15 protein-coding genes and 1 pseudogene are annotated in these 20,500 nt (G+C 68.5%); 6 read left to right on the top strand and 10 right to left on the bottom strand.

Annotated elements, in window-relative coordinates:
- Window positions 1-22: 22 nt before the first annotated feature.
- The 3 genes from AB7O82_RS03870 to AB7O82_RS03880 are packed head-to-tail and all read right to left on the bottom strand — an operon-like array spanning window position 23 to window position 3,571.
- Window positions 23-595 carry an STM3941 family protein gene (locus AB7O82_RS03870; RefSeq protein ID WP_428547128.1) on the bottom strand — a complete coding sequence of 191 codons (573 nt, stop codon included), beginning with the start codon at window positions 593-595 and terminating at the stop codon, window positions 23-25.
- A complete protein-coding gene (locus AB7O82_RS03875; protein WP_428547125.1) occupies window positions 592-2,613 on the bottom strand; it encodes an AsmA family protein in 2,022 nt (673 codons plus the stop codon). The genes AB7O82_RS03870 and AB7O82_RS03875 overlap by 4 nt, the downstream gene beginning before the upstream one ends.
- A gap of 16 nt (window positions 2,614-2,629) precedes the next feature.
- The gene (locus AB7O82_RS03880) at window positions 2,630-3,571 is read right to left on the bottom strand and encodes an RluA family pseudouridine synthase (protein WP_428547121.1); all 942 of its coding nucleotides are present in this window, start codon (window positions 3,569-3,571) and stop codon (window positions 2,630-2,632) included.
- 353 nt (window positions 3,572-3,924) lie between these two features.
- On the opposite strand from AB7O82_RS03880, the gene AB7O82_RS03885 reads away from it, so the two are divergent.
- Together AB7O82_RS03885 and AB7O82_RS03890 are read left to right on the top strand one after the other, a co-directional pair.
- On the top strand, window positions 3,925-4,860 hold the full coding sequence (locus AB7O82_RS03885; protein ID WP_428547118.1) for a dienelactone hydrolase family protein: 936 nt from the start codon (window positions 3,925-3,927) through the stop codon (window positions 4,858-4,860).
- Window positions 4,857-6,350, top strand: coding sequence for a L,D-transpeptidase family protein (locus AB7O82_RS03890; RefSeq protein WP_428618672.1), 1,494 nt, complete (start codon window positions 4,857-4,859; stop codon window positions 6,348-6,350). Before AB7O82_RS03885 ends, AB7O82_RS03890 begins: the two co-directional genes overlap by 4 nt.
- A 234-nt stretch (window positions 6,351-6,584) precedes the next feature.
- Here AB7O82_RS03890 and AB7O82_RS03895 read toward each other — a convergent pair whose 3' ends face one another.
- The 4 genes from AB7O82_RS03895 to AB7O82_RS03910 form a co-directional block, all read right to left on the bottom strand.
- The gene (locus tag AB7O82_RS03895) at window positions 6,585-7,874 is read right to left on the bottom strand and encodes a replication-associated recombination protein A (protein WP_428547112.1); all 1,290 of its coding nucleotides are present in this window, start codon (window positions 7,872-7,874) and stop codon (window positions 6,585-6,587) included.
- A gap of 21 nt (window positions 7,875-7,895) precedes the next feature.
- On the bottom strand, window positions 7,896-9,266 hold the full coding sequence (locus AB7O82_RS03900) for a trypsin-like peptidase domain-containing protein (RefSeq protein ID WP_428547109.1): 1,371 nt from the start codon (window positions 9,264-9,266) through the stop codon (window positions 7,896-7,898).
- 370 nt (window positions 9,267-9,636) lie between these two features.
- The gene (locus tag AB7O82_RS03905) at window positions 9,637-11,934 is read right to left on the bottom strand and encodes an adenosylcobalamin-dependent ribonucleoside-diphosphate reductase (RefSeq protein WP_428547106.1); all 2,298 of its coding nucleotides are present in this window, start codon (window positions 11,932-11,934) and stop codon (window positions 9,637-9,639) included.
- 8 nt (window positions 11,935-11,942) lie between these two features.
- On the bottom strand, window positions 11,943-12,719 hold the full coding sequence (locus tag AB7O82_RS03910) for a lysophospholipid acyltransferase family protein (RefSeq protein ID WP_428547103.1): 777 nt from the start codon (window positions 12,717-12,719) through the stop codon (window positions 11,943-11,945).
- A 71-nt stretch (window positions 12,720-12,790) separates the two neighbouring features.
- On the opposite strand from AB7O82_RS03910, the pseudogene AB7O82_RS03915 reads away from it, so the two are divergent.
- The 3 genes and pseudogenes from AB7O82_RS03915 to hpt form a co-directional block, all read left to right on the top strand.
- Window positions 12,791-12,886: pseudogene (locus AB7O82_RS03915) on the top strand (MJ0042-type zinc finger domain-containing protein); the annotation flags it as partial.
- Window positions 12,887-12,961: 75 nt separating this feature from the next.
- Window positions 12,962-13,318, top strand: coding sequence for a hypothetical protein (locus AB7O82_RS03920; RefSeq protein ID WP_428618682.1), 357 nt, complete (start codon window positions 12,962-12,964; stop codon window positions 13,316-13,318).
- An 8-nt stretch (window positions 13,319-13,326) separates the two neighbouring features.
- Window positions 13,327-13,887, top strand: coding sequence for a hypoxanthine phosphoribosyltransferase (gene hpt, locus AB7O82_RS03925; RefSeq protein ID WP_428553551.1), 561 nt, complete (start codon window positions 13,327-13,329; stop codon window positions 13,885-13,887).
- A gap of 194 nt (window positions 13,888-14,081) precedes the next feature.
- Here the strand turns inward: hpt and AB7O82_RS03930 are convergent, their stop codons facing one another.
- From AB7O82_RS03930 to argH, 3 genes are read right to left on the bottom strand one after another with little or no spacing between them, the layout of a single operon-like run.
- The gene (locus tag AB7O82_RS03930; protein WP_428553554.1) at window positions 14,082-16,664 is read right to left on the bottom strand and encodes a TIGR02302 family protein; all 2,583 of its coding nucleotides are present in this window, start codon (window positions 16,662-16,664) and stop codon (window positions 14,082-14,084) included.
- Between the two features lie 60 nt (window positions 16,665-16,724).
- Complete coding sequence (lysA, locus tag AB7O82_RS03935; protein ID WP_428553557.1) at window positions 16,725-17,996, bottom strand: diaminopimelate decarboxylase; 1,272 nt, start codon at window positions 17,994-17,996, stop codon at window positions 16,725-16,727.
- The gene (gene argH / locus AB7O82_RS03940) at window positions 17,993-19,438 is read right to left on the bottom strand and encodes an argininosuccinate lyase (RefSeq protein WP_428553560.1); all 1,446 of its coding nucleotides are present in this window, start codon (window positions 19,436-19,438) and stop codon (window positions 17,993-17,995) included. The genes lysA and argH overlap by 4 nt, the downstream gene beginning before the upstream one ends.
- Window positions 19,439-19,473: 35 nt before the next feature.
- Here argH and AB7O82_RS03945 point away from each other — a divergent pair, with 35 nt between their 5' ends.
- Entirely contained in the window at window positions 19,474-20,067 is a 594-nt protein-coding gene (locus AB7O82_RS03945) for a TlpA family protein disulfide reductase (RefSeq protein ID WP_428553563.1), read from the top strand.
- Window positions 20,068-20,500 lie beyond the last annotated feature (433 nt).

The following is a 20,500-nucleotide window of genomic DNA, read 5'->3' on the forward strand; positions in this document are numbered from 1 at the left end:
GAGGGAAAGCATAAAAGTCCTTTCAGGAGACCGGCACCCCAGCCCTTATGCGGCGTGCGAGGTCCTCGAAATCGGCGCGCAGGAGGGGCTCTGAAATGGCGACAGGGCCGCCAAACATGCCGACGGTGCCGCGGCGCAGGAAGCGTTGCAGCCAGTTGCCACGGTCGCGAAACTGCTCTGGATCGCGCACGCCGATAACCAGGAGCCTGGGCTGCTGCGGCCGAAAGATCAGCGAGCGGTTGTAGGTCGGCAGCTTGAAGCTCTGGACCTGCACCCATGTGATCTGCGACCAGGGCACGCGACCAACGCTGGAGTAGCTCGTATTGTCGACGATGCCCTCCTGGTCGATGACCAGGCCGGGACTGCGGCTGAACAGCCGCGCGGCGGCGAAGAGTGTGCCGGCCCCGAAGGCGACGCCGCCGACAAGACCGGCGGCTCCCAACTCCCACGCAAGAAGACTACCCGGGCCGGCCAAGCCGGCCAGTGTCATAACCAGGCAGACAAGGAAAAGAACCAGCGCCAGGACCAGAACCAGCGCGAGCTTGGCCTTGCGCAGGGGATACTCCAGCGTCGTCGGCGGGTACACCGATGTCACGGACGCGTTTGCTTGCGCTGCGGTGCCGGCGTCTGCGACGGCGGCCGTCCGGCCCGCTGCCGATCCGGCGTCGGCACCGGCATCTGCGCCCTGAGGCCCGGCCGCAGCCCATCGACACGCGGCGCCAAGACGGCACAGGGGTTGGCGCCGGCCTGCCGCGCCGCCAGGTTCAGCTGCGACACCAGGCTCGGCACGGTGCCGGCTGGAATGATCAGCCTGGAAACGTTGGGATCGAGCACGCCTGTCGTCGGCCTGCCGCTGCCGCCTTTCAGGCGCAGCGGCGTGGCCAGGGTCGCGTACTGGGCGTCGCGCGCCTCGGGCACGAGCAGGAACTCCCAGCCCTCCGACCGCAGCTGCACGTAGCCGCCGCCGACCATCGTGGCGCGCGGCGTGTCGACCACGAGGCGCCGCAGCCAGGCTACGCCCGACTGGACCTCGATTCGTCCGGCAATGCAGTTGAAGGCGACCCGGGAATCGCTGCCGCCGAGCAGCCGCTGCGTGTCGGAGGGCCACTCCGCCAGGGGATCGCGCGGCCCGCCACCCTTGGCAACGGCAATGTCGATCGCACCGTTAGCCGTGTTGAGGGCGTCGCGCGTGGTGCGGCCGCCGCCCCGCAGACGGAGGTCGATGTCGGCGACCGCATCCTGCAATCCCAGGTTCATGCCGAGCAGCGTTGACAGGTCTGCCAGCGGTACCCGACTGAGATTGGCCGTCAGGGTTGCCTGGCCAATCCGTCCGGTCGGATCATAGGCGAGGTCGAAGCTGGCCGACCCTGCCCCGACCGTGGCCGCGGCCCTGAGCGCGAAGCGTGTCTCGCCCGACGTGAGCGACAGCGAGGCGTTCTGAACCTTGCTGCCGAGCCCCGTGATCTCGCCGAACCGCGCCGAGACCGTCAGCGCCGAGCGACCGAGCCAGGTCGCCCTGAACGGCACGGTCGGCACCAGGCGCGGCTGGGCGGGTGTCGGTCCGCTCGCAGGCGTCGGCGGCGCAGGGGTCGCGCGCAAGTCGTTGACGTCGAGGCGGCTCACATCGGCGTTGACCGCGATGGTCGCCACGCCCTTGCGGTCGACGCGGAAGAGGGCGTCACCGGTCACCTCGCTCGAGGCGACCTTCAGGTTCGCCACCTCGACCTTGAAGGAACTGCGCTGCGTGGCTGCCTTGGCGCTGAGCACGTACGGACCGCCCGCCGGAAACGGCAGACGGATGTAGGGGCCGAAAACGGAAACATCCGGTCCATCCGAATTGATCTGCAGGTTGGTGCCCTTGACTCCTATCCCGCCCTTGATCGTGATCTTGCCGTCGCCAAGACTGCCCTGCACGTCGATGTTGCCAGGCAGGCTCCGCATCCAGCCATCGAACGTGCCGGCCGTGCCGGTGAGCTCGAGCGCAGCACCTTGCGGCGCGACGAGTCGGGCGTCGATCTGCAGCGGCTGGTTGGCGGCCGGCGAGCGCAGCGACGCCCGCGGGACTTCGAGCACGACCGACGGCCGCCCCGGCCCCTCGCCGACCGTCAGTACCGACTCTCGGAGCTCGACAGTCGGGATCCAGGGGAATACCGGCGCGGCACGCAGGCGCAGCGAGCGGTGCTCGCCGGCATGCGGACCGGAACCGTCGGGCGGCGGCAGCATCTCGAGGTTGATGTCGCCGATGTCGTTCTGCTCGACCAGGATTTCCGCGCCCTCGAGAAGAAGGCGGCCGATCTTGAGCTCACCCAGGAACAGCGAGAACGGATCGAAGTAGAGAGTCAGTTTGCGCACCCGCACCATCTCGGGCCGCGTGCCCCACGGTGCGTTCGTGAGCGTCACACCCTCCGCCACCATGGCGGGCTCCGTACCGATCAGCACCGACAGCGGCACCTTGGCCGCAAGCTCGCGGCCGGTGGCCTTGCGAACCTGGTCGGCGAGACGCGCCTGGTATTGCGACAGATCGCGGGTGGCAATCCAGGTGACTCCGCCGGCCGCCGCCAGCGGTATCACCGCCACGAGGATCCAGGTCAGTCGCCTCCAGCTTATGCGCATGCGACTCGATTCTCGCTCAATCGCCGCCCGTCGAGAAGCCAAATGCCTCGACGGTACGGCGAAAGTGGGGGGGTGGCTCGGCAACGACGGTCAACTCGCCGTTGCCGGAAGGATGCGGCAAGGAGAGACGGCGGGCATGCAGGTGCAGGCGGCCCGCGTCTGCAACCGCAGCCATCAGCGCTTCCTCGCCGCCATACTTGCCGTCGCCCAGGATCGGGCAGCCGATCGCCGCGCAATGCACGCGCAGCTGATGGGTCCGCCCGGTGCGCGGCCACAAGGCGAGCAGCGCGGCGCGTTTGCCTGCCCGGTCGATGATGCGGAAATGCGTCAGCGCCTTCTGGCCCGCCTCGTGATCGACCTGCATCAGCTCGCGATCGCGCGCGCCCGGTCGCTTGGCGAGCGGCAGATCGATCGCGCCGTCGGCGCGCGGCGGCACGCCGACGACGATCGCCCAGTAGAGCTTCTCGGTCTCCCGATCGCGGAACGATTCCCCCAGGCGCCTCGCTGCCTGCCCGGTGCGGGCGATCAGCAGCAAGCCGGACGTGTCCTTGTCGAGGCGATGGACCAGGCGCGGCCGTTCGTCGAAGCCGAAGCGCAGCGCATCGAGCATGCCGTCGACATGGCGCTCGGTTCCGGTCCCGCCCTGCACCGCCAGGCCGGGCGGCTTGTTCAGGACGATGACGTGATCGTCGCGATGAATTACCAGGCGCCGGATTTCCGCCGCGTCGCGGTCGGACACACCGGCGATCTCGGTTGCCTTGGGTGGCGGGGCCGAGAGGACACCGGGCGGCACGCGAATTGTCTGGCCGGGCGCGATCCGGTCGCGCGCTTCGGCGCGCTTGCCGTCGACGCGGACCTGCCCGGTGCGCAACAGCTTCTGCAGGGCGCCGTGGCCCAGATCAGGATAGTGGCGCTGGAACCAGCGATCGAGGCGGAGTCCGGCTTCATCCGCGGCCACGGCGCGTCCGCGCAGTGCCGCCCCCGCAGCGCCCGCATCTTTCGCAGAGACTTGCTGTGCCTTCACCACTGAGCGCTACCGCAGCGCCTTCCAAAAAATCTATTCATGCCGCCGATCTCGACGTGAGCCTCGACACCCACGCGTTGTTTAAATCTAGCAGAAAATCAAGGTGGATAGTTACACGACGATGGATTCAGCTTGGCTGAGACGCGCCGATGCAGCTCGTCGGCGACAATGACTCTTCCGGACCGCGGTCGTCTCGCCCGCACTTCTCATGAGCGGGCGAGCCGCCCGCGGTCCGGAAGACGCGGCTGGAATGAAACGTCCCCGGCGACTTATCATTTCCCGCGCCCATGTCCCCAGAAATCCTGTCGTTCGACACCCTGACGTTCGATCATCCGGCGGCGTGCCGTCCGGCGCGGCTGACGGCGAGCCTGTTCCTTCCCGAACCGTGCGAGCAGCCGGCGCCGTGCATGGTGATCCTGACGAGCAGCGCCGGCGTCCAGCGCCACCGCGAGCACTTTTACGCCCAGGTCCTGAACGAAGCCGGGACGGCGGCGCTGATCGTCGACAGCTTCGCGGGCCGCGGCGTGCGCCGGACGGTGGCCGACCAGTCGCTGGTCTCGGCCGCCCAGATGGAGGGCGATGCCTTCGCCGCGCTGGCCCTGTTGCGGGCGGACCGGCGCATCGATCCCGCGCGCATTGGACTGATGGGCGTTTCGAAAGGCGGCGTAGCGACGCTCAACGCCGCCATTGCCGTCCGCCAGCGCTGGCGCAACGGTTTCCCCCACCTGTTCGATCTTCACGTCGCGATCTGCCCGGGCGCCACCGCACAGCATCGTGACGCCACGACCCACGGCCAGCCGATGTTCTTCATGCTGGCGGGACGCGACGACTACACGCCGGCGCCGCTCGCCATCGAGTACGCCGAACGCATGCGGTCCGCCGGCAACGCCCGCATCAAGGTCAAGGTCTATGGCAGCGCCCATCACGGCTGGGAATCGATCGGTCCGGTGTTCGACATCAAGGATGCCGAGAACTGGTCGTGCTGCCGCAACGTCATCGAGGACGATGGCCGCCACTTCATCCCCGCCCTCGGCGAGGCGCTGAGCGAGCCCGACTACCAGGCGTGGGCGCGCCTGCACTGCGTGACCAAGGGCGCCCGTGCCGGTGGCGGCACACCCGAGCTGAAGCGGCGCGCGACCGCGGACTTGCTCACCTTCCTGCACGGCAGCGGCTTCGCACCTCGGTGGACGACCCCGCGGCATGGGGATATATTGGTTGTGTGACTCGATATCGCTTTCTGTTGGGTTTCCTGGCGTTCCTGATCGGCGCCGTCGGGTCAACTTCCAGCTTTGCCGGAGAGCCGCTATGGGTCGGATCCGACCCTGCCAGGGAGCGCGCCGAGGCGTTGCTCGCCGCGCTGCGGAGCGCCTCCGCCCATGGGCTGGAGCCTGGCTGGTACGGCGTCGCCGAGGTCGAGAAGGCCCTGTCGCCGGGCGCCGATCCGGCCATCGCAGAGGAGCTGATCACGACGGCATTCGTTGCCTATGCCAGCGATGTTTCAACCGGTCGGGTCCGTGCCAATCGCGTCGACGGCAATATCGACATCCAGCAACGCCAGGTCGACCGCATGCTCCTCCTGAAGGAGGCCGCTGATGCGACCGACTTTCCCGCCTACCTCGCCAGCCTGCCGCCCAAGGGCGATTACCCGGCACTGCAGAAGGCCCTGGCGACGTGGCGCGACAAGCGCGACAAGACCGCCTTCACGCCGCTGCCCGGCGGCCGCCTGCTGAGGCCCGGCATGACCGACCCGCGCGTGCCGCTCCTGCGCACGCGCCTGGCCGAACTCGACCTTGTCGTACCGGAGGCCGGCCCGGCGGTCGATCTGTACGACGACAAGCTGGTCGCCGTCGTCAAGGCGTACCAGGAGACCAAGGGCCTGACGGTCGACGGCATCATCGGCGCCAAGACCACGCAGTCGCTCAACACCTCGATCGACGAGCGCATCGGGCAGATTGTCGCCAACCTCGAGCGCCGGCGCTGGCTGCCTGAGGATCTCGGCAGCCGCTACGTGCTGGTCAATGCCGGCGACTATTCCATGGTGTTCGTCGACGGTGGAAGGAGGGTATTCGAGAGCCTGGTGATCGTCGGCACGCCCAAGGATCCGACGCCGGAGATCCAGTCGGTGATGCGCGGCTTCCAGACCAATCCCTACTGGACCGTGCCGCAATCGATCTCGGGCGAGGAATACCTGCCGATGCTGCGCCGCGACCCCTACGCATTGCAGTCGGCCGGGTTCAAGCTTTTCGAGAATTGGCAGGACAATACCGAGCTCGACCCGGCGTCGGTCGACTGGAATTCCATCCATCCCAAGGCCTTCCCCTACCGCATCCGGCAGGACCCGGGCGCCGGCAATGCACTGGGATACATCTTCTTCCCGTTCAACAATCGATACGGGATCTACATGCACGATACGGCGAACCGCTGGCTGTTCACCGAGGGCAGCCGCAATTTCAGCCACGGCTGCATCCGCCTGCAGAACCCGCTCGACTTCGTCGAGAAGGTGTTCGATGGCCGAAGCGGCTTCAGCAAGGAGCGTGTCCGCCAGGTCATAGCGAGTGCCCAGCAGGCGCACTACACGTTCCCCGAGCCGGTCGCGCTGTACGTGACCTACCGCACCGTCACGGCCGGCGCCGACGGCACGCCGCTGTTCCGCGACGACGTCTACGGCCGCGACCGCCGCGTCGTGCGCGAGATGGCCAAGCCGCGCAGCTGAGCACCACCGCGAAACGAGCCGCACGCGGGAAGCCGAGTTGAGTCGATCGTCCCGCGTCCCGGCCGGGCTGTTCGACAGCAGGCCCTACGGATTCTCGCAGGTCACCGTCGTGACGACGCCGCGTGGGGACGCTGTGCACGTGTCCGGCCAGGTCGCCTGGGATTCTGACCAGAAGATCGTCGGCGCCGGCGATATCGGCCGCCAGCTCGAGAAAAGCCTCGAGAACCTCGCGTGCTACCGTTTCTTCGCCCTCAGCTTCTTCCAGTATTCCAGGCGTTTCAGGATCTCGCGCTCGAAGCCGCGCTCGACGGGCCGGTAGAATTCCTCGCGCGCCATGCGGTCGGGGAAATAGTTCTGGCCGGAGAAGCCGTCCTGGGTGTCGTGGTCGTACTCGTAGCCCTTGCCGTAGCCGATCTCCTTCATGAGCCGGGTCGGCGCATTCAGGATGTGCATGGGCGGCATCAGCGAGCCGTGCTCCCTGGCGGCGCGCTTGGCGGCGCCGAAGGCCGTGTAGCCCGCGTTCGATTTCGGCGCCGTGCCGAGATAGATCACGGCCTGGGCGATCGCGAGCTCGCCCTCGGGCGAGCCCAGGCGGTCGTAAGTGTCCCAGGCGGCGAGGGTCTGGGTGAGCGCCTGCGGGTCGGCCATGCCGACATCCTCGACGGCGAAGCGGACCAGGCGGCGCGCGATGTATTTCGGGTCCTCGCCGCCGTCGAGCATGCGCGCGAACCAGTAGAGCGCGGCATCGACATCCGACCCGCGCAGCGACTTGTGCAGCGCGCTGATCAGGTTGTAGTGCCCCTCCTGCGCCTTGTCGTAGAGGGGCGCGCGCTTCTGCAGCAGCGTCGCCAGCCGGGCCGGCGGCACCGGCCCCTTGTCCTTGAGCTGGGCCAGCTGCTCGGCGAGGCCGATCAGGTAGCGGCCGTCGCCGTCGGCCATGGCGAACAGGGCCTGGCGGCCCTCCTCGTCGATCGGCAGCGTGCGGCCGAGCGCCTGCTCGACCCGCCCCAGCAGGGCGCCCAGCGCCGCATCGTCGAGGCGGCGCAGCACCAGCACCTGGCAGCGCGACAGCAGGGCGCCGTTGAGCTCGAAGGAAGGGTTCTCCGTCGTCGCCCCGACCAGCGTGACGGTGCCGTCCTCGACATAGGGCAGGAAGCCGTCCTGCTGGGCGCGGTTGAAACGGTGGATCTCGTCGACGAACAGCAGGGTGCCCTTGCCGTCGCGACGGCGCTGGCGCGCCGCCTCGAAGATGCGGCGCAGGTCGGCGACGCCGGAGAACACCGCCGACAGCGGCTCGAAATGTAGGTCGGTGTCCTCCGCCAGCAGGCGGGCGATCGTCGTCTTGCCGCAGCCCGGCGGGCCCCACAGGATCAGCGAGCCGAGCTTGCGGTTGGCCAGCATGCGGCCGATCGGGCCTTCCGGCCCGAGCAGATGGTCCTGTCCCAGTATCTCGCTGAGAGTCCTTGGGCGCAGCCGTTCGGCGAGCGGCGTCGGAGCGAGCGAGGCGAACAGCTCGGCCGGCATTGCGCGCGCCCCGCTTTCGGCTCAGCGGAACTGGACGGTCGACACCATGCCTTCGCGGCCGATGGTGACGCTGGCCACGCCGCCGGTGACGCGCTTCTTGAGCTCGGCGACGTTCTTCACCTCCTGGCCGTTGATGCCCAGGATCATGTCCCCCGGCCGGATGAAGCGTCCGGCGTAGGAACCGGGCGTGATCTCGGTGACGATCACGCCCGGCCGCCATTCGACCAGCCCCAGCTCGTCGGCGACGGCCGGCGACATGTTGGACACCGAGGCGCCGCTCAAGGGCTGGCGCCCCTCGAGCAGCGACTTGTCGCGCGGCGGATCCTCGGGTGGCGGCGCGAGCTTCATGTCGAACACGAGCTCCTTGCCGGCCCGAATGACGCGGATGGGCACCACGGTGTCGACCTGCAAGGTGGCAAGGCGGAAGCGCATGCTTGCCTCGTCGTCGATCGGCTGATCCTTCAGCCCGACGATGACGTCGTTGCGCTTGAGGCCGGCGCGCGCGCCGGGGCCGCCCGGAAAGACCTCCTTGACCACCAGACCGACGGGCCGCGGCAGGTTGAGGCCGGAAGCCAGATCGGGCGTCACGCGCTGCATGTTGATGCCGAGCCACGGGCGCACGATGCGCCCGCCGCTTTCGCCGATCGCGACCACGCGGGAGACGATGTTCGACGGCGTGGCGAAACCGATGCCCACCGATCCGCCAGTCTGCGAGTAGATCGCCGTGTTGACACCGATCAGCCGCCCGTCGAGGCTCACCAGCGCACCACCCGAATTGCCCGGATTGATGGCGGCGTCGGTCTGGATGAAGAAGCTCGAATCGTTGACGCCGCCGGCACTGCGCGCCAGCGCCGAGATGATGCCGCTGGTCACCGTTTGCGTCAGGCCAAACGGGTTGCCGATGGCGAGCACGATGTCGCCGACTTCGACCGAATCCGAATCGCGCATCTCGAGGAAGGGGAATTTGTCGCCGTTGCCCTCGATGCGCAGCAGGGCGAGGTCGAAGCGCTCCTCCTGGCTTACCAGCTTGGCCTCGAACTCGCGCCGGTCGGCCAGCACGACGCGAATCTCGTCGGCGCCCTTGACGACGTGGGCGTTGGTCACGATGAGGCCGTCGGGACGCACCAGGACGCCCGAGCCCAAGGCGTTCTGCACCCGCTCCCCGGCATTGGGCACGCCGGGAAAGGGGAACGGCAGCCGCCGCTGCACGCGCGCCGATGTCGTCGTGTAGATGTTCACGACGGCCGGCGAGACACGCTTCACCAGGGGGGCATAGGAGAAGCTGAGCTCGCTGCGGTCCGCAGGCAGGCGCTGTGCCGGTACCGGCATCGGCGCAAGCGCCGCCAGGCCGCCGACCATCGCCATCGCCATCAGGATTGCCCGCAGGGCCATGCCACGCCTCCTCTGCTGTGTCGATTTGCGACCACTCCCCGGCCAAATCAAGACCCTTTCGCCATTGTGGCCGGCGCCCTGGTTCGCATGTCCCTCCCCCGCAATCGACCCGCAATCGGGGGAGTAGGCCCGAAGGGCCGGAGGGGGATAGCCTCACGCGAGGTTCATAAAGTTCCGACATCGGAAACTTCATGGATCTCGTCTGAGGCCTTCCCCCTCCGCCCATATGACGGGGCACCTCCCCCGATTACGGGCGAGAAAAAGAGATGTGTCGGCTCCGTAGCAGCCAAGCGGGGGGGAAGCATGACAACAGTGCCACCGTCGGCGGAGATCACTCCGCCTCAAGTGCACGCACCTCGCCCCGACCCGATCAGCCGCAGCGCGAGTAGCCGCAGTTCAGGCAGACGTCGCAGCCTTCCTGGTGGGTGAGCGCGGCGGCGCCGCAGTTGGGGCACTGGCCCATCACCGCCGCCGCGCCGCCGCCCGCAGGATCGCGCTGACCGGCCGCAAGGCGCACTTTCGCCTCGACGACGTCGGCGAGACGCGGGCCGTCGCCGGCGAGGAAGCCGATCTCGACCAGGTGGCGCTCGATCACGCCGCCGATCGCCGCCAGCAGCGACGGCACGTAGCGGCCCTCCATCCACTGGCCGCCGCGCGGATCGAACACCGCCTTCAGCTCCTCGACCACGAACGAGACGTCGCCGCCGCGGCGGAACACCGCCGAGATCATGCGCGTCAGCGCCACCGTCCAGGCGTAGTGCTCCATGTTCTTGGAGTTGATGAAGATCTCGAACGGCCGCCGCCGGCCGTCCTGCACGATGTCGTTGATGGTGATGTAGATCGCGTGATCGCTGCCCGGCCATTTGATCTTGTAGGTCCGCCCCGGCAGGTCGCCCGGCCGGTCGAGCGGCTGGGCGATGTAGACGACACCGCCCTCGCGCGCCGACGGCACGAGGGCCGGCGCACTCCTGGCGTCCGCAGGCTTCACCTCGAGCACCGCCCCGGTCACGTCGTTGGGCCGGTAGGTGGTGCAGCCCTTGCAGCCCAGCGCATAGGCCTGCTCGTAGACGTCCTTGAAGGCCTCGAAGGAGATGTCGCGCGGCAGGTTGATGGTCTTGGAGATCGAGCTGTCGACGAACTCCTGCGCAGCGGCCTGCATCGCGAGATGCGCGGCGGGCTCGAGCGTCTGGGCATCGACGAAGGCGTCGGACGGCGGCGCCTCGCCGCCTTTGAGCGTCCGCCAGACGCGCAAGGCGTGGTCCTCGACGTTCTCCTCGCGCCTGGAGCCGTCGGGCTGCAGCACGTGGCGGACATGGCTGAAGGCGAAGACCGGCTCGATGCCGGAGGATATGTTGTCGGCGAGCAACGAGATCGTGCCGGTCGGTGCGATCGAGTTCAGCAGCGCATTGCGGATGCCGTAGCGGCCGATCGCGGCGCGTACCTCCTCGGGCAGGCCGCGGATCGTCTCGCCGGCCAGGAAGCGGGCGCGATCGTAGAGCGGGAAGCTTCCCTTCTCGGCGGCGATGTCGGCCGAGGCGAGATAGGACAGGCGCTGCACCGCCCCCAGCCAGTCGCGCGTCAGCCGGACTGCTTCGGGCGAGCCATAGCGCACACCGCAGAAGATCAGGGCATCGGCGAGACCGGTGACGCCGAGGCCGATGCGGCGCTTGGCCTTGGCCTCGCGCTCCTGCTGCGGCAGCGGAAAGCGCGACACGTCGATCACGTTGTCGAGCATGCGCACGGCGAGCGGCACCAGCCGCTCCAGCGCATCGAGGTCGAGATGGGCGCCCGGCGTAAAAGGCTCGGCAACCAGCGCGGCGAGATTGATCGATCCCAGCAGGCAGGCGCCATAGGGAGGCAGGGGCTGCTCGCCACAAGGATTCGTAGCGTGGATGGTCTCGCAATAGTGCAGGTTGTTGCGACGGTTGATGCGGTCGATGAAGATCACGCCCGGTTCGGCGTACTCGTAGGTGGCGCGCATGATGCGCTCCCACAGGCTGCGCGCCTTGATGGTGCGGAACACCCGGCCGCCGAACACGAGATCCCAGTCGCCGTCCTCCTTCACCGCCTTCATGAAGGCATCGGTGACCAGCACCGAGACGTTGAACATGCGCAGTCGCGTCGGATCGCGCTTGGCGTCGACGAACGCCTCGATGTCGGGATGATCGCAGCGCAGGGTCGCCATCATGGCGCCGCGGCGCGAGCCCGCGCTCATGATGGTGCGGCACATCGCGTCCCAGACGTCCATGAAGGAGAGCGGGCCGGAGGCGTCGGCGCCAACGCCCTTCACCGGCGCGCCGTGCGGGCGCAGGGTCGAGAAATCGTGCCCGATACCACCGCCCTGCTGCATGGTCAGCGCGGCTTCGCGCAGGTTCTCGAAGATGCCCGACATGTCGTCGGCGATCGCGCCCATGACGAAGCAGTTGAACAGGGTGACGCTGCGCCCGGTGCCGGCGCCGGCGATCACCCGGCCGGCAGGCAGGAACTTGAAGCCGGAGAGCGCCGCATGAAACCGTTCGGCCCACAGCTCGGGGTCGCGCTCGACCGCTGCCAGGGCCCTGGCGACCCGTCGCCAGGTCCCCTCCAGGTCGCCATCATCGGCGCCTGCGGGGTCGCGGAAGCGGTATTTCATGTCCCAGATGCGCTGGGAGACAGGAGCCCATTCCATATTGAATCCTAGGCGTCGGCCAGATCGATATCAACAGCCTTGTTCCTTGTTCGTTCCGATTTCGCAGCCTCGATGACCAGCCGCCCGGTGGCGCCCTCGATGCGCTCGCGAAGGGTCGACATGAAGGTCTCGCGGTCGAGGCCCGGCGGGATTGCCGGCAGCACCTCGACGGTGATCCGGCCTGGCCGCTTGACGAACCGGCGACGGCCCCAGAACAGGCCGGAATTTAGGGCCACCGGGACCACCGGAACGCCGAGCTGGCGATAGAGGGCGGCGGCGCCAACCTGGTACGGGCGCTCGGCTCCGACGGCGACCCGGGTGCCCTCGGGAAAGATCAGGATCGACCGGCCTTCGGCGATCACCGCCTTGGCGTGGCGCACCAGGCCGCGCAGCGCGCGGGCGCCGTCACCGCGTTCGACGGCGATGTTGCCGGCCCGCGCCATCGCCCAGCCGACGATCGGGATGTAGACCAGTTCGCGCTTCATTACCGTCGCGGCATGCGGGAACAGCAGCGTGTAGGCGAGCGTCTCCCACGACGATTGATGCTTGGAGGCGACGATCACGGGGCCGGCCGGCAGGTTCTCCAGCCCGCACAGCCGATGGTCGAGGCCGATGGTGAGCCGCAGCCACCACAGGCAGAACCTTATCCACAGCTGGGCCCAGGCCACGACCGCGCGACGCGGCAGCAGCAGCATCGGCATGCCGGCGACAGCGATGACGGCCGTGCCGATATACCAACCCACGTTGAAGGCCAGGGAGCGCAGCCAGAGAAGAAAACCGGTCATGCTTGTAACGCAAGATTTGGAAGCTTAATGTCCGGCCACAAGCACATCTAGCGCGGAATTCCCCGCTCATCATGCACGTCACCTGTTCCAATTGCGGGGCGCGTTACATCGTCGATCCGTTGGCAATCGGTCCCACGGGACGCACGGTTCAATGTGCGCGATGCAATAATCGCTGGTTCGAGCGGGCCAGTCCGGCTTCCGCGGCGATCCTGCGCGAGCGCGTCGAGCAGGCCCAAGCGCGGATGCAGGACGCGGTGGAGCGCGCCCAGGGTCAGGACGAGCCCGAGCCCACCTATCGCTCCGGCCTGCCGGCGATCGCCCGGCCGCAGGTGCGCCGGCCACGCTGGCCCTACTGGATCGCCGCCGTCGTCCTGCTGGCGGTGGCGCTGGGCGCCGTGCTGGTGTTTCGCGGCGACCTTGGCACCAAGTCGCCGCTGCCATGGCGCGCCACCGGCCTTTCGCTCGACCCGCCGCCGGCGCCCGCGCGCTGGGCGACGGCAGAAACCGGACGGGCCATGCCACGAGCCACGCCACGGGCCGGCACGGCCGGGGAAGGTAGAGGGTCGGCACGGGTCGACATCGGGCCGGCCATCGAGTAGCAGGGCACATGACCACGTCCGCGACGGCCGGCCGGCCCACCGTCTCGATCCGTTTCTCAGCGTCGGAGATTGCCGCGCGCATCGACGTCATGGCGGCCGAGCTCGCCGCCAGGCTGCCGGCCGACACGCTGGTGGTGTCGGTGCTGAAGGGCAGCTTCGTGTTCGCCGCCGACCTGATCCGCGCGCTGAGCCGCGCCGGCGCCGACTGGTCGATGGATTTCCTCACCCTGTCGAGCTACGGCACCGGCACCCAGACGACCGGCAGCGTCAAGGTCGTGCGCGACATCGTCGACGACGTGCGCGACCGCGAGGTGCTGCTGGTCGACGACATCCTCGAGTCCGGCTTCACGCTCTCCTTCGCTAAGAACCTGCTGCTCGAGCGCGGCGCCAATCACGTGTCGGTGTGCACCCTGCTCGACAAGCCAGGCAAGCGCCGGACGGGGCTCAAGGCCGACTTCGTCGGCTTCGAGGCAGGCGACGAGTTCCTGGTCGGCTACGGCCTCGACTGGGCCCACCGCTTCCGCGGCCTGCCCTACATCGGCGTGGTCGAGCAGACGAAGACGGGATAGGTTTCCCCCTCCCCAGCTTCGCCGGGGAGGTGTCGCCGTCATACGTCGACGGGGTCATCGCTCATGTGGACCGCGGGCGTCTCGCCCCCTCTTCACATGAGCGGGCGAGACGCCCGCGGGCCGGAAGAAACAATACCCCACCCTCGGCGCGAGGCGCCGACACCCCCCGGCAGAGCCGGGGAGGAATCGTGAGATCAGTACGTCTTCAGCAACCGGTCGATGTAGTCGAGCTCGTCCTTGGGGCGCTGCTCGCCGGCGCGGCGGCGCAGCTCGTCGAGGATCTCGCGGCTGCGCTGGCGTTCGAGCTCGAGCGGCACCTTGTCGACGCCGGTGTCGACCGCGTCGCCGTAGTTGCCGTCGGAGCGGCCGAGCGGGTCGCGGTCCTCGCTGCGCCGCTCGCGCTCCTCGATCTCGGCGAGGTCCTGGCCGTTGCCCGGGCCGCGCTGGCGCATCGCCTCGGCCATGTCGCCCATGCCCTGCTGCAGGTTGTCGAGGGCGCGGCGCTGGGCGCGCGAGGCGTCGCGCGGGTCGCCGCGGCGCAGCGCGTCCTCGGCCTCGCGCATGTTGCGCTCGGCACGACCCAGCGAGTCGGGCATCGGCATGCCGTTCTCGTCGAGCCGCTTCATGAAGTCGCCGAGCTGGCGGCGCAGGCCTTCCTGCTGTCCGCGCTGCCCTTCGCCCCACTGGCCGTCGCCCGGCTGGTTGCCCTGGCCGCGCTGACCCTGCTGGCCTTGCTGACCCTGTTGGCCTTGCTGGCCCTGCTGGCCGCGCTGTCCCTGCTGGCCCTGGCGGCCCTGCTGCTGACGGCCCTCGCGCTCCGATTCGCCCAGCAGCTGGTTCTGCCGGCGCGACAGGCGGTCGAGCTGGTTCATCATCTCGCGGCCCTGCTGGTTGCCCTGGCCCTGCTGGCCGCGCTGGCCCTGCTGACGCTGCTGGTTGGGGCCGGCCATCATCGGCGTGGCGTTCTCCATCATCTTGCGCAACTCTTCGAGCAGCCGCTTGGCCTCCTCGCGCTGGCCGTTCTTCGCCATCTCGCGAATCTTGTCGAGCATGCGCTGCAGGTCGTCGCCGGTGATGGTGTTGTTGGGATCCATCTTCTCCGCCTGCTCCTGCATGCGGCGGCGCTCTTCCGGATCCTTCATCTTCTCGGCGAGCTCCTTCTGCCATTTCGCCATGGCGTCGTAGAGCTGCTGGATCAGTCGCTCGATCTCCTCGTCGCCCGCGTTGCGCTGCACGGCGTCGCGCAGCTCCTGGCGGGCCTGCTCAAGCGCCCGCTCGGCGTCGGACATCGCCCCGCCCTCGAGGCGCATGGCGAGATCCCACAGGAGCTTCTGGGTCTCGGTGATCACGGGCTTGTCGCCGTCCTGGGCGAGCTTCGTCGCGCCGAGCTTGAGCCCGAGCTGCACCACCGGATCGTTGCGATAGCTCTCCGGCTTGCCGTGGATCATGCGCATGCCGTCGACGACGTCGGGGCGATAGCCCTTGGGATCGCGCGTCAGCGCCTTGCGCAGCACGATCAGCGCGCGCGCCGTCGGATCGTTGAACACCCGCTCGGGCAGCAGGAAGGTCTCGACCGAGCTGCGGCCCTTCTGGCCGAGCGCGTCGGTCGCGAACAGCATGACCGTGACCTTCAGCCCGGCCCACGGATGGCTGGTCAGGTCGCGCACGAAGCTGTCGCCGACTTTCTTGGAGTTGCCGGCCACCGGCAGGTCGAGCCGGATGACCTCTGGTTCCTCGTCGGCGGCGAGCGCCTCGTCGCCCAGCGCGCTGCCGTGCAGGCGGATCTGCAGCTGCACGCCGGTGACGCCGAAATCGTCGCCGGCGATGTACTCGACCTTGGTTGACCACTTGTCGACGCCGATCGGCTTGGCAAACTCGATGGTCGGCGCCAGGTCGGGAATGACATGCAGCTTCCAGCGCGCCTGCTCGTCGCCGCGCGCCTGCAGGACGATCTGGCTGCCCTCGGTGATGACCTGCTCGATCTGGTACTTGCCCTTGCCGACCGTGTTGAACTCGGCCGGCGCACCGCCGCCTTCGATCACCAGCTGGGGCGGCTTGCGGCCGCGCACGTCGTCGACGAAGCCGGCGAGCTTGCTGCCCACGGGTACGCGCAGCAGCTTGTCGCGATCGGCCATGTCGAGATAGATCGGCGGCTTGCCGGTATAGGCCGGCGGCGCGATCCACAGATTGGCGACCACCGGCGGCGGCGGCGGAAAGGCCGGCGTGACGGCGGCAGCCATGCGATCGACGCGCCAGCCGCCGGCACTGGCGAAGGCGACGATCAGCACCAGGAGCGGCACGAAGCGCAGCGCCCACTTGTCGAGGATGGCGAGACCGGGATGGGCCGGCTTGTTGTTGAGCGCCGCCAGCCGCTCGGCCTCGCGACGGCGATGAGCCTCCCACAGGGCGGTCGCCATCGAATCGCCGGCGCCGGTCGCCAAGCGATCCTGCACCGCGACCAGGGGACGATGGGGCACGCCGCTGTCGCGCTCGAGGCGGCGCACCGCCTCCTCGCGGCCGGGCCAGGTGAAGCCGCGCAGCTCCCACCACGCCAGGGTCCCGAAGGCGATCGCCAGCACGGCCAGCAGGCCCGTATGGACCCACGGGTCGAGGCCGGCGAACAGGTCGAAATGGGCGGCCGCCACGAACAGGGCGACATAGCCGAGCAGCGGCACGAGCCGGGGCCACAGGCTCTCCCAAGCCAGGGCCATGCGGGCCACGCCGATCTTGCGGGCCACGCCGGGCGCTGCGATCTGGGTGGTCTGGCTGGCGTCCATCGCCGTCCTCTCTGTTTCTGACGGTCTATCTCTGACACGGGGCGCCCGGGGGCGTGGGCGCTAAGGCTTCGTCGGCTCCATCCAGGGCGGAAACCGCTCGGCGGAGAGCATCTCCTCGATCGAAGGCCTCGGCCGGATCACCGCAAACCGCGTGCCATCGACCATGACCTCCGGCGCCTGCGGGCGGGTGTTGTAGGCCGAGGCCATCACCGCGCCATAGGCACCGGCCGAGCGTATCATGACGAGGTCTCCCGCAGCCAGTGGGGGCAGATCACGGTTCTGCGCGAGGTAGTCGCCCGATTCGCAGATCGGCCCGACAATGTCACAACGGATCGTGGCGGCATCGCGGCGCTCCTTGACCGGCACGATGTCGTGCCACGCCTCGTACAACGTCGGCCGGATGAGATCGTTCATGGCCGCATCGACGATGACAAAGGTCTTCGCCGCGCCGGGCTTCACCAGGATGACCTCGCTCACCAGCACGCCCGCCTCGCCGACCAGGCGGCGGCCCGGCTCGAAAGTCAGCTCGCAGCCCAGCCCCTCGGTTTCGCGGGCCACCATTGCAAGAAAGTCGGGGATCGAGGGCGGCTTCTCGTCGGCATAGACGATGCCCAGGCCGCCGCCGATGTCGAAGCGGTCGATGGCATGGCCGTCGGTCCTGAGCTGGCCGATCAGCTCGCGCACCCTCACGATGGCGCTGCGGTAGGGCTCGAGCGAAGTGAGCTGCGAGCCGATGTGCATGGCGACGCCGACCACCCGCAGATTGGGCAGCCGGCCGGCCAGGGCGTAGGCCTCGCGGGCAAGGTCGATGTCGATGCCGAACTTGTTCTCCTTGCGGCCGGTTGTGATCTTTGCGTGAGTCCCGGCATCGACGTCGGGATTGACCCGGATGGTGATGTCGGCGGCCACGCCGAGCTGGCCCGCCACCGCGTTCAGCGTCTCGAGCTCGGCCGAGCTTTCGACATTGATCTGGCCGACGCCGGCCTGCAGCGCCGCCATCAGCTCCGACGCCTTCTTGCCGACGCCGGAATAGATGATGCGTCCGGCCGGGATGCCGGCCGCCAGCGCGCGATGCATCTCGCCCACCGAGACGATGTCGGCCCCTGCCCCCAGCTCGCCGAACAGGCGGACGACGGCCAGGTTGGAGTTGGCCTTCATGGCGTAGCAGACGCGGGCGTCCATGCCCCTGATGCCGTCGGCGAACTCGCGCCACGCCGCGCGCAGCGCGCCGGCCGAATAGCAGTAGAACGGCGTGCCGACCTGGGCCGCGATGGTGGCCAGCGCCACGCCCTCGGCGTGCATGGCGCCGTCCCTGTAGGTGAAGAAGCTCATCGATTGCGTCCCAGGAAGCGACGGCGGGCGTCCTGCACGGCGCGCGCAACATTGACAGGCGCCGTGCCGCCCAGGCTCTTGCGGGCATTGACCGAGGCTTCGACCGTCAGCACGCCGAACACCCCGCGATCGATCTTGGGCTCGACCGCCTGCATCTCGGCGAGCGTCAGCTTGTCGAGATCGACGCCCTTGGCCGCGGCGATGCCGACCAGCCGGCCCGTCACGTGGTGGGCCTGGCGGAACGGCAGGCCGACCTTGCGCACCAGCCAGTCGGCGAGATCTGTGGCCACCGAGTAGTCGGCCGCGGCGACGGCGCGCATGCGCTCGGGATTGGCCTTGAGGTCGCGCACCATGCCGGTCGTGGCGGCGACGCCGAGCTCGAGCGAATCGGCGGCGTCGAACAGCGGCTCTTTGTCCTCCTGCATGTCCTTGCCGTAAGTCAGCGGCAGGCCCTTCAGCACGGTGCACAGCGCCACGAAGGCGCCGACGATGCGGCCGACCTTGGCGCGCGTCAGCTCGGCGGCATCGGGATTGCGCTTCTGCGGCATGATCGAGCTGCCGGTGGTGAAGGCGTCCGACAGCGTGATGAATCGGAATGGCGCGCTGCACCAGATCACGATCTCCTCGGACAGCCGCGACAGGTGCACGGCGATCAGCGACGCCGCACCAATGAACTCGACCACGTAGTCGCGGTCCGACACGGCATCGAGCGAGTTGGCCATCGGCCGGTCGAAGCCCAGCGCCCTCGCGGTCTGGCGTGGGTCGATCGGATGCGGCGAGCCGGCCAGCGCCGCCGCCCCGAGCGGTGATTCGTTCAGCCGGGCGCGGCAGTCGCGGAGGCGGCTGCGGTCGCGCCCGACCATTTCGACATAGGCCAGCAGGTGATGGCCGAAGGTGATCGGCTGCGCCGTCTGCAGGTGGGTGAAGCCCGGCATGATGGTCGCGGCGTATTCCTCGGCGCGATCGATCAGGGCGGCCTGCAGGTCGGCCAGCATGGCTTCCAGCCGGTCGATGGTGTCGCGCACCCACAATCGCACATCGAGCGCGATCTGGTCGTTGCGCGAGCGCGCGGTATGCAGGCGCCCGCCGGCCGGCCCGATCAGCTCGGTCAGCCGCGCCTCGACGTTGAAATGGATGTCCTCGAGCCTGGTCGAGAACTTGAACCGGCCGGCCTCGATCTCCTCGCGCACCTGGGCGAGGCCGCGCTTGATGGCGCGTCCATCCTTGGCGGTCAGGATGCCGCGCTTGACCAGCATGTCGCAGTGCGCGAGCGAACCCGCGATGTCCTGTTGATAAAGCCGGCGGTCGAAGCCGATGGAGGCGTTGATCCGCTCCATGATTTCCGCCGGACCGCGCGCATAGCGGCCGCCCCACATGGTGTTGGAGCGGGTTGTCGCCTTGGAGGGCGTCGCCCCTCGCGCAGTCGTGTTCTTTCGTGCCATGAATATCAGCCAATGACTCTGTAGGAACGCGGTTTATGGCACATCCCGACCGACATTTCCTCACTGGCCGGCGCCGCCTGCTGGCGGTTGCCGCCGCCTCGGCCGTGCAATCGATCGCACAGCCGGCGCGGGCGCGCGCCGAGGTGTCGGCAAAGTTGGCCAGGGGCGCCATGGCGCGCTTCAAGATCACGAACCCGGCCAGGCTCGTGCCCAACCTCGAGTTCCTCGACGCCGACGACCAGCCGATGCGACTCAGCGACCTCAACGGCAAGGTGCGCCTGATCAACCTGTGGGCGACCTGGTGTGCGCCCTGCGTCAAGGAGATGCCGAGCCTCGACCGCCTGCAGGCGATGCTGCCCAGGAACCGGTTCGTCGTCCTGCCGATCTCGCTCGACGGTCCGTCCAAGCCCAAGGTCGCCCCCTTCTACAGGGATCAGAGCCTCGACCATCTCGGCATCTATTACGACAAGGGCAGGAAGGCGATGTCGACGCTCGGCGTCACCCTCCTGCCGACCTCGATCCTGGTCGATCCGGCCGGCCGCGAGCTCGGGCGGATCGAGGGCGACGCCGACTGGGACACGCCCGAGGGCATCGCGCTGATGAAGGCAGCGCTCGGCAACCAAGGCTGAAAATCAACAGGGACCGCGCGGTACCAGATCAGGCAATTTCGCGTCATCGGATCAGGGAACCTGGAGCAGCGGATCAGGGAGCTCGGCGCTTCGGGCGGACGCCGGAGCACGCCACGGTTGGCGGAGAGCGTCGCTCGCCAGCCCACGGAATAGAACGACCCCGGATTCTTGCGTTCGGTGCGTTCGGTGCGTTCGGAACCTTTCGAATCAAGGAGTTGGCCGAACGCAAGCGACCGTTCGGCAACGCCCTTTGCGTTCGGGACCGCCGTTTTGCGTTCGGGGTCATCCGACGCCTGCTCTGTCACGCCGTCGCCTCCCTCCTTCCTCGATCGGCCGCGGAGATTCGGCATCGAATTTTGCGTCATCTGCGTCACAGCGTCATTTGCCTTTGTCTTCAATGATTTGACCGTGACGCAACGGAAAGCCGTTGCGT

The organism is Reyranella sp. (assembly GCF_050185545.1).
Lineage (GTDB): Bacteria > Pseudomonadota > Alphaproteobacteria > Reyranellales > Reyranellaceae > Reyranella.